Below are 14,050 nucleotides of genomic sequence, written 5' to 3'. Positions count from 1 at the left end.
GGATCCAGTCACCCCGTAAACGCCCCGCGTTTGGATAGAAGCTGAATCGCTTAACCCCTCAAATAACCACTCCCGATCTTCATTACTCACCGGCCCTAAATTCCCCGTCTTCCCAGCCGAAACATGTTCAGGCCGTGCCTTCTCGTTCTTGCAGCCCTCGTGCAAAGCGCAGCGCACCTATCGGCATCGCACTCTCGTCGCTGTCATCTCTGGTTATGGACACACGCATATGATCAAACGTCTGGGTTTCAGCAAAAAGATCCTGCTGGCCGCTGCACTCATCGTGGTAGTTGCCTTCTCGTGTTTCATTCTGGTGAACGACTTTCGCCAGCGCGAAACCCTGAAGAACAGCGTCGCCTCCGAACTTCAACAGATGGGCAGCCTGACCACGCAAAACATTCAAACCTGGCTCGACAGCCGCACGCAGTTGCTCAACTCCATGGCCCAGCAGATCGCGGTTGACGGTCCGGCGGTGAGCAGCCTGCAACGGGCGATCGGTCTGCCGGTTTACCCGGACAACTTCCAGCTCAGTTATTTCGGCAGCAAGGACGGCGTGATGTTTTCCGTGCCCACGGGCAACCGCCCGGCCGACTATGACCCCCGTGCCCGTGGCTGGTACAAGGCGGCCGATGCGGCGCAGGGCATCATCGTGACTGGGCCGTACATCGCCGCCTCGTCGGGCAAGCTGGTGGTGACACTGGCCACGCCGGTGCGCCAGCAGGGGCAGATGATCGGCGTCGCGGGCGCGGACATTTCCCTTGACGCCATCAGCAAGACCATCAACTCGCTGAACTTCGGCGGGCATGGTTATGCGTACATTGTCAGTGCCGACGGCAAGATTCTGATCCACCCGGACACCAAGCTGATCCTGAAGAATGTCAGCGAGGCCTACCCGAGCGGCGCACCGACCATCGCGCCGGGCGTGGCGGAAATCGAGTCCGGCGGCAAGGCGCAGATCATCTCGTTCACCAAGGTGGAAGGGCTCTCGTCGGCTAACTGGTACGTGGCGTTGGTGCTCGACCGCGACGCGGCCTACTCGATGCTCAGCGAATTCCGCTCGTCGGCGATTCTCGCCATGGTCATTGCCGTGGCGATCATCATGGTGCTGCTGGGGCTGTTGATCCGCGTGCTGATGCAGCCGTTGCACCAGATGGGCCGGGCGATGCAGGACATTGCCGACGGCGAGGGTGACCTGACCATGCGTCTGGCCATCGTGTCCCAGGATGAGTTCGGCGCGCTGGCGCAGTCGTTCAACCGTTTCGTGGAGCGTATTCACAGCTCGATCCGCGAAGTAGCGTCGACCGCCGGGCAACTGGGGGAAGTCGCGGCGCGCGTGGTCGGGGCCTCGAACTCGTCGATGGGCAATTCCGATCAGCAGACCAGCCGCACCAGCAGCGTGGCCGCGGCGATCAATCAGCTCGGCGCCGCCGCCCAGGAAATCGCTCAGAACGCCGCGCTGGCGTCGCAGCATTCCAGCGACGCCACGCAACTGGCCAGCGAAGGCCAGGGCGTTGTCAGTCAGACGATCAAGGCGATGAACCAGCTGTCCGAGAAGATCAGCGAGTCGTGTGCCAACATCGAGACGCTGAACAACAAGACCGCGAACATCGGGCAGATTCTGGAAGTGATCACCGGTATCTCTCAGCAGACCAACTTGCTGGCGCTCAACGCCGCCATCGAAGCGGCGCGGGCAGGGGAAGCGGGTCGTGGTTTTGCGGTGGTGGCGGACGAGGTGAGGAACCTGGCGCACCGCACCCAGGATTCGGCGCAGCAGGTGCAGGGGATGATTGAGGAATTGCAGGTGGGCGCGCGGGACGCGGTGATCAACATGACCGAGAGTCAGCGCCAGAGCGAGAACAGTGTGACGATCGCCAATCAGGCGGGCGAACGGCTCAATAGCGTGACCCGCCGGATCAGTGAGATCGATGGGATGAATCAGTCGGTGGCGACGGCGACCGAGGAGCAGACGGCGGTGGTTGAGGCGATCAACGTGGACATTACCGAGATCAATACGCTGAATCAGGAGGGGGTCGATAACCTGAAGTCCACTCTTGATGCTTGTGCGCACCTGGAGCATCAGACGGCGCGGCTGCAGCATTTGGTGGGGACTTTCAGGATCTAAACGCAAGATCAAGATCAAGATCTAGAGCGTCGGCCTAACGGCCTCGGTTTCGCCTTCGGCGAGTTACTTGGAAAAGCACCCCAAGTAACCAAGGGTGCTTGCTCCTGGCTTGGTTCCTCCTTCGTCGGAATACCCTCACTCCGACGACGCTCCGTGGGCCCGCGCCGAACGGACATCCATGTCCTGACGGCGCTCTCGCCGCATCCCTGCGGCTCGGCCCACTACGCGTCGTCTACGTTCAGCCTGCACCCAAGTCGCGATGGGCGTTGTCTGAACTATTTGTGTTTCAAGATCAAAAGCAGATCAAAGCACGCGTAGTAGGATCGGCTTTAGCCGGGAAGAGGTTAGCTCAGACGCCAACATTGGATCGTTCCCTACGCTCCGCGTGGGAATGCATTCCCTGACGCTCCGCGTCACAGGCCTCACTGACGGGATGCGGTGATCTTGTGGGACCGGCTTCAGCCGGGAAGGGGCCAGCCTTTACACCCTGGATCTTGCGGCGTGACACCCGACGTCTTCCCGGCTAAAGCCAGTCCTACGGTCGAAATGCATTTCCATAGTGGGACCGGCTTCAGCCGGAAAGAGGCCAGCCTTTACACCCTCAATCCCGCAGCGCGCCATCCGACGCCTTGCCCGCTAACGCTGGTATTGCTAACCCCATAGCGTTGTGCCAACGGACCAACGGCACGAATTATTTGTTTCAGTCTTGGCATTGACCCCGCTGTCCTGCCTTCAACATCCGCGCAACTTGTCTAGCCCGCACGGCGGCTAGACCGCCGTTGCACGTCGACCTGTCCACAAGTCCCGCGAAATATCTCCCCTCAAACCGTCTCCGAAGTGCAATCCCACAGTCATCGTCGGTTCATGGAACTGCCACAGGCTGCCCCTAATGTCACTCGCACCGAACGCGGCCATGGACGGTCGTGCGGCTGATCATTCACTCCCGGCAGGACGCTGGAATCACAAAACCAGAGAAGCCCATGACCGCAGCCATCCACGTCGACCGCCTCAACAAGACCTTCGCCCGAAAGACCGCTTTGGTTGACCTTGCATTGTCTATACAACACGGGGAGATGGTCGCGCTGATCGGCGCGTCCGGGTCCGGTAAATCCACGCTGTTGCGTCACCTGGCCGGGCTGGCCTGTTGCGACCGCAGCAATGGCGGCAGCGTCCAGGTGCTGGGCCGTGAAGTGCAGGCCTCGGGACGGCTCAACGGCAAGGTGCGTCGCCTGCGTGCGGACATCGGCTACATCTTTCAGCAATTCAATCTGGTCAATCGCCTCAGCGTGCTCGACAACGTCCTGCTCGGCTGCCTGGGTCGCATGCCGCGCTGGCGTGGAAGCCTCGGCCTGTTCAACGCCGAGGAGAAAGCCCGGGCCATGGCCAATCTTGACCGCGTCGGCCTTGCCGATCTGGCGCCGCAGCGGGCTTCGACCCTCTCCGGCGGCCAGCAGCAGCGGGTGGCCATTGCCCGCGCGCTGACCCAGCAGGCCGAGGTGATTCTTGCCGACGAACCCATTGCCTCCCTCGACCCCGAGTCCGCGCGCAAGGTCATGGAAATCCTCGCCGACATCAATCGCCGGGACGGCAAGACCGTCGTTGTCACCCTGCATCAGGTGGATTACGCCGTGCGCTATTGCCCGCGTGCCGTGGCACTCAAGGGCGGGCGCATTCACTTCGACGGCAACGGCGCCGAGCTCAACAGCCAGTTTCTCAACGACCTGTACGGCGCCGACGCTGACACCAGCCTGATGTTCGACGGCAGCGCGCGGGACACCGAACGACCCTCGCGACTGCTGATGGCCCGCGCCTGACTCAGTGGCGGCACCGGTAACCGAAACACTCAACCCACACCCAAAACCCAGCTCCGGGAGTTCCCCATGTTGAACCGTATCGGGCGCGTCTTCGCGTCTGCCGCTGTCGTCGCCGGTTGCCTGATGGGCACTGCGCAGGCCGATGACAACGTCATCAACTTCGGCATCATGTCCACTGAGTCGTCGCAGAACCTGAAGAGCGTCTGGCAGCCGTTCCTCGACGACATGACGAAAAAGACCGGGCTTAAAGTCAACGCCACCTTCGCCTCCGACTACGCCGGCCTGATCCAGGGCATGCGCTTCAACAAGGTCGATGTGGCCTGGCTCGGCAACAAGGCGGCTATGGAAGCGGTGGACCGTTCCGGCGGCGAGATCTTTGCCCAGACCGCTGCTGCCAACGGTGCGCCCGGCTACTGGAGCGTGATCATTGCGCGCAAGGACAGCCCGATCAATTCGGTCGAGGACATGCTCAAGCACGCCAAGGAACTGACCTTCGGCAACGGTGACCCGAACTCCACCTCGGGCTATCTGGTGCCGGGCTACTACGTCTTCGCGCAGAACCACGTCGACGCCGCCACCGCCTTCAAACGCACGCTGAACTCCAGCCATGAAGTCAATGCCCTGAGCGTGGCCAAAGGGCAACTGGACGTCGCGACCTTCAACACCGAAAGCTGGGACCGTCTGGCAGTCACCCAGCCGGACAAGGCCGCCATGCTCAAGCTCATCTGGAAATCGCCGCTGATCCCCGCCGACCCGATGGTCTGGCGCAAGGGCCTGTCGGACGCGGACAAGAACAAGATCCGCGATTTCTTCGCCAACTACGGCGACACCGACGAGGAAAAGGCCGTGTTGAAGAACATGCAGATGGGCAAGTTCCTCAAGTCCTCGGACGACCAGTTGCTGACCATCCGCCAGCTCGAGCTGTTCAAGCAGAAGACCGAAACCACGGCCAGCACCACCCTCAGCGCCGAAGAGAAGGCCACCCGCCTGAAAGACATCGACGCCGGGCTGACCAAGCTGCAGGACCGTATTTCCGAGCTGGAAAAACAAGGCACCGCCAAGGCGGGTTGATGCCCGGGGCGCGCCTGCCTGTGGGGACCAACCCGTGCAGGCACGGCGCGCCAGTCATGACGCTTCATCCGTTCGCAACCGGACTTTTTATGACCACTCACGCTGCTTACATCGAAGCCGCCGGCAAGCGCAGCTGGCCGCAATACCTGGGCTGGGGCTTGTTCCTGGCGATGATGGCCTGGGCCTGGCACGGCGCGGAAATGAACCCGCTGGCGCTGTACCGCGACTCCGGCAACATGGCGACCTTCGCCGCCGACTTCTTCCCGCCTGACTTCCACGAATGGCGCGCGTACCTCAAGGAAATGATCGTCACCGTGCAGATCGCCCTGTGGGGCACGCTGCTGGCGATCGTCTGCTCGGTACCGCTGGGCATTCTCTGCGCCGACAACATCACGCCGTGGTGGATTCACCAGCCATTGCGCCGGGTCATGGATGCGTTCCGCTCGATCAACGAAATGGTCTTCGCCATGCTCTTCGTGGTCGCTGTCGGCCTGGGCCCGTTTGCCGGTGTTCTGGCGTTGTGGATCAGCACCACCGGCGTGCTCGCCAAGCTGTTCGCCGAAGCGGTGGAAGCGATCGATCCCGGTCCCGTCGAAGGCGTGCGCGCCACCGGCGCCAGTGCCTTGCAGGAAGTGATCTTCGGGGTCATCCCCCAAGTCATGCCGCTGTGGATTTCCTACGCGCTGTACCGCTTCGAATCCAACGTGCGCTCGGCGACGGTGGTGGGAATGGTTGGTGCTGGCGGGATCGGCGTAATCCTCTGGGAAAACATCCGCGCCTTCCAGTTCACCCAGACCTGCTCGGTGCTGCTGGTGATCATCGTGGTGGTGAGCGTCATCGACATTTTCTCCCAGCGCCTGCGCAAGCAGTTCATCTAACGACCACGACAGGAGAGGGTGCGAACCCTTTTTTTAGCCATGCAGTTGTCTAGACAAACCGAAACGATGAACCGCGGGTCATTGCCCCGTGAATCCATGACCCGTGAGCCCCTGCAGCGTGAGCCCCTGCAGCGTGAGCCCCTGCACCGTGAACCCAGATACCGCGAACTGGCGCAGACCCTGCGCAGTGAACTCGACCGCTACACCGCCGGCGAATACCTGCCCGCCGAAGTCCAGCTGGCCGCGCGCTTCGAGGTCAACCGCCACACCGTGCGCCGGGCAATCGACGAACTGGTGCGCGAAGGCAGCCTGCTGCGCCGACAGGGCAAAGGCACCCAAGTGCTGGGCCGTCCGCTGGTGTACCCGGTCGCCGCTGGCAGTGCCTACAGCGAATCCCTCGCCGCGCTTGGCCACGGCGTCGAAGCGGTGCTGCTGCAACGCCGGCACTGCACGGCGACGATGGAGGAGGCCGCGCATCTGGGCCTTGAACCCCACGCGCCGCTGATCGAACTGCAAACCCTGCGCCGCCTCGACGGCCAGCCGGTCTGCCTGATTCGCCACCGTTACTGCGCCACCCGCGCGTCATTGATCGCCGACTACGTCAGCGGCTCGGTGCGCCAGTTCCTCACCGAACGGCAGTTGCCGTTGACCCGGACCTTCAGCCTGATCGGCGCGCGCCTGCCCAGTCGCGAAGAGGCCAGTGTGCTGCTGATGCCGCGCCACTTGCCGGCGCTGACGGTGCTGACCCTTTCCCACGATGCGCACGGAAACCCGGTGGAGATTGCCCATTCCACCAGCCGCTCCGACCGCTTCCAGTATCAGATCGTCACCTGATGGAGATGCCCTCGATGACTGCCACACCCGTTTCCTCCAACGCGGCCGACGCCCCGGCAACCGGCCATGCCGCTCGCCAGCACTGGATCGGCGTGCTGTCGCGCAGCCGCCGCGCCGAACTGCAGGCCCACGAAGCCGCCCTGCGTGACGCGGACTACCAACTGATCCGCGCGCCGGAAATCGGCATGACCCTGGTGCGGGGCCGCATGGGCGGCAGCGGCGCGCCGTTCAACGTCGGCGAGATGACCGTGACCCGCTGTGCGGTGCGCCTGGGCGACGGCCGCACCGGCTTCAGCTACCTGGCCGGGCGCGACAAGGCCCACGCCGAGCTTGCCGCCCTGGCCGACGCCCATTTGCAGGGCACGCAACAGGCCCACTGGATCAGCGACCTGATCGACCCGCTGGCCCGTGCGCAGGACCTGCGCCGGGCCCAACAACAAGCCGAAACCGCCGCGACCAAAGTGGACTTCTTCACCCTGGTCAGAGGAGAAAACTGATGAGCACCTCTCTCGCCACTCAATCCTTGCCCGCCTCGCTGTTGCAGCCGGCATTCACCGATCCGGTGCTGGATGCCCAGCGCAGTTTTCGCGCCGCGCTCAAGGCCCTGGCCGGCCCCGGTGTCGCGCAAAGCCTGCTCGCTACGCAAACCCCGCCGCACCTTGAAGGCCTCGCCGCGGCCAGTCACGCCCTGTGCCTGGCCTTGCTGGACATCGACACGCCGCTGTGGCTCGCGCCGAAGTTCGACACCCAGGCCATCCGCGCCAACCTGACCTTCCATTGTGGCTGCCCCATCGTCAGCGACCGGCAGAACGCCCGCTTCGCGCTGCTCGACGACAGCCAGTTGCACGACCTCAGCGGTTTCGACCTGGGCAACGATCGCTATCCCGACCAGTCCTGCACGCTGCTGGTCCAGTTGCCGAGTCTGCAGGGCGGCACGCAACTGTCCTGGCGCGGGCCGGGGATCGAAAGCAAAAACCACGTCAGCCTGCCGTTGCAGGAGGCGTTCTGGCAGGAGCGCGAAGCGCGCAATGATTTCCCCCGCGGGATCGACGTGTTTTTCGTCGCCGGCAGCGAATTGCTCGGCCTCCCGCGCAGCACCCAAGTGCTGTTCAAGCCGCAGCCGTCCAGTCTGCAACCGTCCAGCCCTCAACCGTCGACAGGAGCCGTCTGATGTACGTTGCCGTCAAGGGTGGCGAACAGGCCATCGACAATGCCCACAAACTGCTGGCGAAACGACGCCGGGGCGACACGTCCGTCGCCGAACTGGGCGTGGAACAAATCCGCCAGCAACTGCCCCTGGCCGTCGCCCGGGTGATGACCGAAGGCTCGCTGTACGACGCCGAACTCGCCGCGCTGGCGATCAAGCAATCGGCCGGCGATCTGGTCGAAGCGATCTTCCTGCTGCGCGCCTACCGCACCACGCTGACCCGCTTCAGCGCCAGTCTGCCCATCGACACCTCGGCCATGCAGCTCAACCGGCGTCTGTCGGCCACGTTCAAGGACGTCCCCGGCGGGCAACTACTGGGCCCGACCTTCGACTACACCCACCGCTTGCTGGATTTCACCTTGCTGGCCGAGGGCGAATTCCCTGGCCCTGAAGGGCAGGCCGACGCGGCCGTTCAGGATTGTCCGCGGGTGCTGGGGCTGCTCGCCAAAGAAGGCCTGATCAAGGAAGAACAGGACGCCGGCGCGCCGGTCGCTGACATCACCCGCGAGCCGCTGGAGTACCCGGCCAGCCGTGCCGAACGCCTGCAAGCGCTGGCCCGCGGCGATGAAGGCTTTCTCTTGGCGCTGGGCTATTCGACCCAGCGCGGCTATGGCCGCAATCACCCGTTTGCCGGCGAGATTCGCGTCGGTGACGTGGAGGTGTGGATCGAGCCGGAAGAGCTGGGCTTCCCGATCTCCATCGGCGCCATCGAAGTGACCGAGTGCGAAATGGTCAACCAGTTTGTCGGTTCCGCCACCGAGCTGCCGCAGTTCACGCGCGGCTATGGCCTGGCCTTTGGGCACGCCGAACGCAAAGCCATGGGCATGGCGCTGGTGGATCGCTCGTTGCGCGCCGGTGAGTACAGCGAGGAGATCGTCTCGCCGGCCCAGCAGGAAGAATTCGTCCTTGCCCACTGCGACAACGTCGAAGCCGCCGGTTTCGTTTCGCACTTGAAACTGCCGCACTACGTGGACTTCCAGTCGGAACTGGAACTGATCCGCACACTGCGCACGCCCTCCAAGGAGCAGGCTCAATGAACGCTGCCACGCCGCCACGTCTTCAGCCACAGGCCCCCCGAGACGAGGCCTACAACTTCGCGTATCTGGATGAACAGACCAAACGCATGATCCGTCGCGGCCTGCTCAAAGCCGTGGCCATTCCCGGCTATCAAGTGCCCTTCGGTGGCCGTGAAATGCCGCTGCCTTACGGCTGGGGCACCGGCGGCATGCAGCTGACCGCCGCGATCCTCGGCGCCGAGGACGTGCTCAAAGTCATCGATCAGGGCGCCGACGACACCACCAATGCCGTGTCGATCCGCCGTTTCTTTGCCCGCACCGCCGGCGTCGCCACCACCGAGCGCACACCCGAGGCGACGATCATCCAGACCCGTCACCGCATCCCGGAAACGCCGCTGCACGCCGATCAGATCATGGTCTATCAGGTGCCGATCCCCGAGCCGCTGCGCTTCATCGAACCGTCGGAAACCGAGACCCGCACCATGCACGCGCTGAACGACTACGGCGTCATGCACGTCAAGCTCTACGAAGACATCGCCACCTTCGGCCACATCGCCACGGCTTATGCCTACCCGGTGACCGTCGATGAACGCTACGTCATGGACCCGTCGCCGATCCCCAAATTCGACAACCCTAAACTCGACATGAGCCCGGCATTGATGCTGTTCGGCGCCGGTCGCGAGAAGCGTCTGTATGCGGTGCCGCCGTTCACCCGCGTCACCAGCCTGGACTTCGAGGATCACCCCTTCGAGGTGCAGAAATGGGCGCACAACTGCGCCATCTGCGGCAGCCACGAGTCGTTCCTCGACGAGCTGATCCTCGACGACCAGGGCACCCAGAGCTTCGTCTGCTCGGACACCGACTACTGCGCGCAACGGGTCAGTCAGGGGAGGGCCGCGCAATGAATGCTGCTCAACAGATCGACCGTGATGCCGTCAGCGACCGCACCCAGCCACTGCTGAAAGTGCGCGGCCTGACCAAGTTGTACGGTCCGGAGAAAGGCTGCCAGGACGTCAGTTTCGAGCTGTACCCCGGCGAAGTGCTGGGCATCGTCGGCGAATCCGGCTCCGGCAAGTCGACGCTGCTGTCGCTGCTCAGCGGCCGTTGCCCGCCCGACCGGGGCGTCATCGATTACCGCCTCGCCGACACCCATAAAAATGCCGGCCAATGGCTGGACCTGTACAGCGCCAGCGAGGCCGAGCGCCGCACCTTGCTGCGCACCGAGTGGGGCTTCGTCGAGCAGAACCCTCGGGACGGCCTGCGCATGGGCGTTTCAGCCGGTGCCAATATCGGCGAGCGGCTGATGGCCCAGGGCGTGCGCAATTATCAGGCGCTGCGGGCGGCGGGGCTGGACTGGCTCAACCAGGTCGAGATCGACCCGGCGCGCATCGACGACTTGCCACGGACCTTTTCCGGCGGCATGCAACAACGTTTGCAGATCGCCCGAAATCTGGTCTCCGGCCCACGGCTGGTGTTCATGGACGAGCCCACCGGCGGCCTTGACGTGTCGGTGCAGGCGCGTTTGCTCGACCTGATGCGCGGGCTGGTGCGCGAGCTGGACCTGGCGGTGGTGATCGTCACCCACGACCTGGCCGTGGCCCGTTTGCTCGCCGATCGGCTGATGGTCATGCGCCGTTCCCGCGTGGTGGAAACCGGCCTGACCGATCAGATCCTCGACGACCCGCAACATCCGTATTCGCAGCTGCTGGTGTCTTCGGTGCTGCAGCCATGATCCGACTTTCGGGATGCCTTCAATGAACACGCTGATCGAGGTCCGTGACCTCTCGAAAACCTTCACCCTGCACCAGCAGAACGGCGTGGTGCTCAACGTGCTGCGCGGCCTGAATTTCTCCGTCAGCGGCGGCGAGTGCCTGGTGCTCCACGGCCATTCCGGCGCGGGCAAAAGCACGCTGCTGCGCACCCTCTACGGCAACTACTTGCCGGCCGGTGGCAGCATTCGCGTGCAGCATCAGGGCGAGTGGCTGGAACTGGTCGGCGCTGCGCCCCGGGAGGTGCTGCAAGTGCGGCAGCAAACCCTCGGCTACGTCAGCCAGTTTCTGCGGGTTATTCCCCGCGTCGCCACCGTCGACGTGGTCATGGAACCGGCGCTGGCCCGTGGCTGGAAGCGCGAAGACGCCCAGGCCCGCGCCGAGCATCTGCTCGCCCGGCTGAACATTCCCCAGCGCCTGTGGCAACTGGCGCCGGGGACGTTTTCCGGCGGCGAACAGCAGCGCGTCAACATTGCCCGCGGCTTCATGGTGCCATGGCCGGTAATGCTGCTGGACGAGCCGACCGCGTCGCTGGACGACGGCAACCGTCAGGTGGTCCTCGAATTGATCAATGAAGCGAAGAGCGCCGGTGCTGCGGTGATCGGCATCTTCCACGACCGTCTGGCCCGGGAAGCGGTGTCCGACCGTCATCTGGACATGACCCCGCCCGATCTTGACCCGCAAGCCTCAATGGCATCGATGGCATCGAGCCCGAAGGAGACCGAACAATGCTGAACGAACAGATCCTGACCCACGCCAAGATCGTCACCGCCGAGCGCGTCTTCAGCGGCACCGTGGTGCTGCGTGACGGGTTGATCAGCGAAATCGACGAGGGCATCAGCCAGTTGCCCCAGGCGCAGAACCTCAATGGCGATTACCTGCTGCCGGGGCTGGTCGAGCTGCACACCGACAACCTGGAAAAACACCTGAGCCCGCGCCCCGGTGTGGATTGGCCGTCAGCGTCGGCGGTCATGAGCCACGACGCGCAAATCATCGCGGCGGGCATCACCACGGTGTTCGACGCGCTGTCCATCGGCGACGTCAACCCCAAGGGCAAGCGCATGCAGCAACTGCCGGGCATGGTCGAGGCGATCGCCAAGGCCAACGCCGCCGACATGACCCGCGCCGAGCACCGCCTGCACCTGCGCTGCGAGGTCTGTCACCCGGACACCCTCAGCGTGTTCCGCGACCTGGTCGAGCAGCCCCTGGTGCAGCTGGTGTCGGTCATGGACCATTCGCCGGGCCAGCGCCAGTTCGCCCTGGAATCCAAGTACCGTGAGTACTACATGGGCAAATACCACCTGAGCAGCGAGCAGATGGACGCCTTCATCGTCGAGCAGGTCGCCAACTCGAAGACCTACAGCGACCGTTATCGCCGGGCGATTGTCGATATCTGCCTGGCACGCGGGCTGTCGGTGGCCAGTCACGACGACGCGACACTGGCCCACGTCGAGGAATCGGCGGCCTACGGCATGAGCATCGCTGAGTTCCCGACCACCCTTGAAGCGGCGCAGGGCTGCCGGCGTCTGGGCATGAGCGTGTTGATGGGCGCGCCGAACATCGTCCGTGGCGGCTCGCACTCGGGCAACATCGCGGCGGCGACATTGGCCGAAGAAGGGCTACTGGATATTCTCTCCAGCGATTACTATCCGGCCAGCCTGTTGCAGGCGGCGTTCACCCTGGGCGCCCAGTTGGATGAGTCGCAGGTGTCAGCGGACGACTCGACAGGCGCCGGGCTGGCGCGTGCGGTGACCACGGTCAGCCTGGCGCCGGCCCGTTCGGCGGGCTTGCAGGATCGCGGCGAGATCCGCGTCGGCCTGCGCGCCGACCTGATCCACGCCCGGGCTGTGGGCACACTGCCGATCATTCAACAGGTCTGGCGACAAGCGAAGAGGGTGTTCTGATGGCAGGCAGGTTGATCTATCTCATCGGGCCGTCGGGTTCGGGCAAGGACAGCCTGCTGGACGCGGCCCGGGAGGCATTGGCCGCGCGGGACTGCCGGATCGTGCGGCGGGTCATTACCCGCTCGGCAGAAGCCAAGGGCGAAGCGGCCCAGGCCGTCAGCGTCGAGCGTTTCGAGGCCCTGCAGGCCCAGGGCGCGTTTGCCTTGAGCTGGTTCGCCAACGGCCTGCATTACGGCATCCCCAACGAGATCGACCAATGGCTGGCCGACGGGCACGACGTCCTGGTCAACGGCTCGCGCGGCCATCTGCCCCACGCGCGGTCGCGTTATCCGTCACTGTGGGTGGTGCTGCTGACGGTGGATCAATCGGTATTGCGGGATCGATTGCTCAGTCGGGCGCGGGAATCGGCGGATGAGATCGAAACCCGACTGGCGCGCAATGCCCAGTTCGCTGACGATTTGCAGATGAGTGACCCGTCAATGATCGTGCTCGACAACTCCGGCGCCCTTGAGCAAACGGTCGCCCGATTGCTGCAGCGACTGGAGCGCGCCCCCGCATGCGTCTGACCCTGTTGGGCACGGGGGATGCGCGACAAGTGCCGGTCTATGGCTGTGAGTGCGCCGCCTGCCGCGCCGCCCATGCCGACCAACGCCTGCGCCGCCGTCCGTGCTGCGCGCTGGTGGCACTGGGCGACCAACGCTGGCTGATCGACAGCGGTTTGCCCGACCTGACCGAACGCTTCCCGCCCCGCAGCCTCAGCGGCATCCTGCAAACCCACTACCACGCCGACCATGCCCAGGGCCTGCTGCACCTGCGCTGGGGCCAGGGCCTTGTGATTCCGGTGCACGGCCCGGTCGACCCGGAAGGATTATCGGACCTGTACAAGCACCCGGGCATTCTCGATTTCAGCCAGCCTTTCATGCCCTTCGAAAGCCGCGCCCTCGGCGAACTCCAGGTCACCGCGCTGCCGCTGCTGCACTCCAAGCCGACGCTGGGTTATTTGCTGGAAGGCGGGGGACGGCGCATCGCCTACCTCACCGACACCGTCGGCTTGCCCCATGACACCCAGGCTTTTCTGCAGCGCGAGGCGCTCGACGTGCTGGTCCTCGACTGCTCCATGCCCCCTCAGCCGCAGACGCCGCGCAACCACAACGATGTGAACCTGGCGCTGCAGATCATTGAGGCGCTCAAGCCCGAACAGGCCGTGCTGACCCATGTCGGGCATACGCTGGATGCGTGGCTGATGGAACATGCCGCAGAACTGCCTGACCACGTTCGGGTGGCGCGGGACGCCATGGAAGTCTGACCGGGGCGGGGAGGGCTGACGTTAGGCGAGTCATCCTATGACCTCCTGTCGCTCAGGTCGCTTAAACACCTGTCCGGCTTCAACTTTTGCCTGTCACGGCCGTTGCAAATGTAGCCCTACATTTTCTTC

Annotated in this window: 14 protein-coding genes and 1 pseudogene; all 15 read left to right on the top strand. The window is 64.2% G+C overall.

All coding sequences use genetic code 11. The annotated features are described in order from the left end of the window. Positions 1 to 229: 229 nt before the first annotated feature. Positions 230 to 1,264 (top strand): annotated as a pseudogene (locus SLW75_RS04730) (cache and HAMP domain-containing protein); the annotation flags it as partial. Positions 1,265 to 1,357: 93 nt separating this feature from the next. Beyond that, positions 1,358 to 2,122, top strand: coding sequence for a methyl-accepting chemotaxis protein (locus SLW75_RS04725; RefSeq protein ID WP_410930093.1), 765 nt, complete (start codon positions 1,358 to 1,360; stop codon positions 2,120 to 2,122). A 980-nt stretch (positions 2,123 to 3,102) separates the two neighbouring features. After that, the gene (phnC, locus tag SLW75_RS04720) at positions 3,103 to 3,936 is read left to right on the top strand and encodes a phosphonate ABC transporter ATP-binding protein (protein ID WP_065991645.1); all 834 of its coding nucleotides are present in this window, start codon (positions 3,103 to 3,105) and stop codon (positions 3,934 to 3,936) included. 66 nt (positions 3,937 to 4,002) lie between these two features. Next, on the top strand, positions 4,003 to 5,007 hold the full coding sequence (gene phnD, locus SLW75_RS04715; RefSeq protein ID WP_410933686.1) for a phosphonate ABC transporter substrate-binding protein: 1,005 nt from the start codon (positions 4,003 to 4,005) through the stop codon (positions 5,005 to 5,007). An 89-nt stretch (positions 5,008 to 5,096) separates the two neighbouring features. Then, positions 5,097 to 5,885 (top strand): phosphonate ABC transporter, permease protein PhnE, encoded by a 789-nt coding sequence (phnE, locus tag SLW75_RS04710; protein WP_074887601.1) that lies wholly within the window; start codon positions 5,097 to 5,099, stop codon positions 5,883 to 5,885. 96 nt (positions 5,886 to 5,981) lie between these two features. Then, a complete protein-coding gene (phnF, locus tag SLW75_RS04705) occupies positions 5,982 to 6,719 on the top strand; it encodes a phosphonate metabolism transcriptional regulator PhnF (RefSeq protein WP_410933685.1) in 738 nt (245 codons plus the stop codon). Between the two features lie 14 nt (positions 6,720 to 6,733). Further along, on the top strand, positions 6,734 to 7,216 hold the full coding sequence (gene phnG / locus SLW75_RS04700) for a phosphonate C-P lyase system protein PhnG (protein ID WP_410933684.1): 483 nt from the start codon (positions 6,734 to 6,736) through the stop codon (positions 7,214 to 7,216). Between the two features lie 26 nt (positions 7,217 to 7,242). Beyond that, the gene (gene phnH / locus SLW75_RS04695; RefSeq protein ID WP_410933824.1) at positions 7,243 to 7,890 is read left to right on the top strand and encodes a phosphonate C-P lyase system protein PhnH; all 648 of its coding nucleotides are present in this window, start codon (positions 7,243 to 7,245) and stop codon (positions 7,888 to 7,890) included. Then, the gene (locus SLW75_RS04690) at positions 7,890 to 8,963 is read left to right on the top strand and encodes a carbon-phosphorus lyase complex subunit PhnI (protein ID WP_410933683.1); all 1,074 of its coding nucleotides are present in this window, start codon (positions 7,890 to 7,892) and stop codon (positions 8,961 to 8,963) included. The genes phnH and SLW75_RS04690 overlap by 1 nt, the downstream gene beginning before the upstream one ends. After that, a complete protein-coding gene (locus SLW75_RS04685; protein ID WP_192131519.1) occupies positions 8,960 to 9,847 on the top strand; it encodes an alpha-D-ribose 1-methylphosphonate 5-phosphate C-P-lyase PhnJ in 888 nt (295 codons plus the stop codon). The genes SLW75_RS04690 and SLW75_RS04685 overlap by 4 nt, the downstream gene beginning before the upstream one ends. Further along, complete coding sequence (phnK, locus tag SLW75_RS04680) at positions 9,844 to 10,674, top strand: phosphonate C-P lyase system protein PhnK (RefSeq protein WP_410933682.1); 831 nt, start codon at positions 9,844 to 9,846, stop codon at positions 10,672 to 10,674. Before SLW75_RS04685 ends, phnK begins: the two co-directional genes overlap by 4 nt. Before the next feature lie 22 nt (positions 10,675 to 10,696). After that, positions 10,697 to 11,446: a phosphonate C-P lyase system protein PhnL gene (phnL, locus tag SLW75_RS04675; protein WP_410933681.1), complete on the top strand. Its 750-nt coding sequence runs from the start codon at positions 10,697 to 10,699 to the stop codon at positions 11,444 to 11,446. Next, the gene (locus tag SLW75_RS04670) at positions 11,440 to 12,615 is read left to right on the top strand and encodes an alpha-D-ribose 1-methylphosphonate 5-triphosphate diphosphatase (protein ID WP_410933680.1); all 1,176 of its coding nucleotides are present in this window, start codon (positions 11,440 to 11,442) and stop codon (positions 12,613 to 12,615) included. The genes phnL and SLW75_RS04670 overlap by 7 nt, the downstream gene beginning before the upstream one ends. Next, positions 12,615 to 13,181 carry a phosphonate metabolism protein/1,5-bisphosphokinase (PRPP-forming) PhnN gene (phnN, locus tag SLW75_RS04665; RefSeq protein ID WP_410930060.1) on the top strand — a complete coding sequence of 189 codons (567 nt, stop codon included), beginning with the start codon at positions 12,615 to 12,617 and terminating at the stop codon, positions 13,179 to 13,181. The genes SLW75_RS04670 and phnN overlap by 1 nt, the downstream gene beginning before the upstream one ends. Next, on the top strand, positions 13,172 to 13,921 hold the full coding sequence (gene phnP, locus SLW75_RS04660; RefSeq protein WP_410933679.1) for a phosphonate metabolism protein PhnP: 750 nt from the start codon (positions 13,172 to 13,174) through the stop codon (positions 13,919 to 13,921). The genes phnN and phnP overlap by 10 nt, the downstream gene beginning before the upstream one ends. The last annotated feature ends 129 nt before the right edge of the window (positions 13,922 to 14,050 follow it).

This window comes from Pseudomonas sp. W5-01, assembly GCF_046540435.1.
Lineage (GTDB): Bacteria > Pseudomonadota > Gammaproteobacteria > Pseudomonadales > Pseudomonadaceae > Aquipseudomonas > Aquipseudomonas graminis_B.
This window is presented reverse-complemented; position numbering and strand designations above follow the sequence as displayed.

Coding starts and splice junctions, on each gene's coding strand:
- SLW75_RS04725 (WP_410930093.1), top strand. CDS start 1,358: ATGGGCAATTCCGATCAGCAGACCAGCCGCACCAGCAGCGTGGCCGCG.
- phnC (WP_065991645.1), top strand. CDS start 3,103: ATGACCGCAGCCATCCACGTCGACCGCCTCAACAAGACCTTCGCCCGA.
- phnD (WP_410933686.1), top strand. CDS start 4,003: ATGTTGAACCGTATCGGGCGCGTCTTCGCGTCTGCCGCTGTCGTCGCC.
- phnE (WP_074887601.1), top strand. CDS start 5,097: ATGACCACTCACGCTGCTTACATCGAAGCCGCCGGCAAGCGCAGCTGG.
- phnF (WP_410933685.1), top strand. CDS start 5,982: ATGACCCGTGAGCCCCTGCAGCGTGAGCCCCTGCAGCGTGAGCCCCTG.
- phnG (WP_410933684.1), top strand. CDS start 6,734: ATGACTGCCACACCCGTTTCCTCCAACGCGGCCGACGCCCCGGCAACC.
- SLW75_RS04690 (WP_410933683.1), top strand. CDS start 7,890: ATGTACGTTGCCGTCAAGGGTGGCGAACAGGCCATCGACAATGCCCAC.
- SLW75_RS04685 (WP_192131519.1), top strand. CDS start 8,960: ATGAACGCTGCCACGCCGCCACGTCTTCAGCCACAGGCCCCCCGAGAC.
- phnK (WP_410933682.1), top strand. CDS start 9,844: ATGAATGCTGCTCAACAGATCGACCGTGATGCCGTCAGCGACCGCACC.
- phnL (WP_410933681.1), top strand. CDS start 10,697: ATGAACACGCTGATCGAGGTCCGTGACCTCTCGAAAACCTTCACCCTG.
- SLW75_RS04670 (WP_410933680.1), top strand. CDS start 11,440: ATGCTGAACGAACAGATCCTGACCCACGCCAAGATCGTCACCGCCGAG.
- phnN (WP_410930060.1), top strand. CDS start 12,615: ATGGCAGGCAGGTTGATCTATCTCATCGGGCCGTCGGGTTCGGGCAAG.
- phnP (WP_410933679.1), top strand. CDS start 13,172: ATGCGTCTGACCCTGTTGGGCACGGGGGATGCGCGACAAGTGCCGGTC.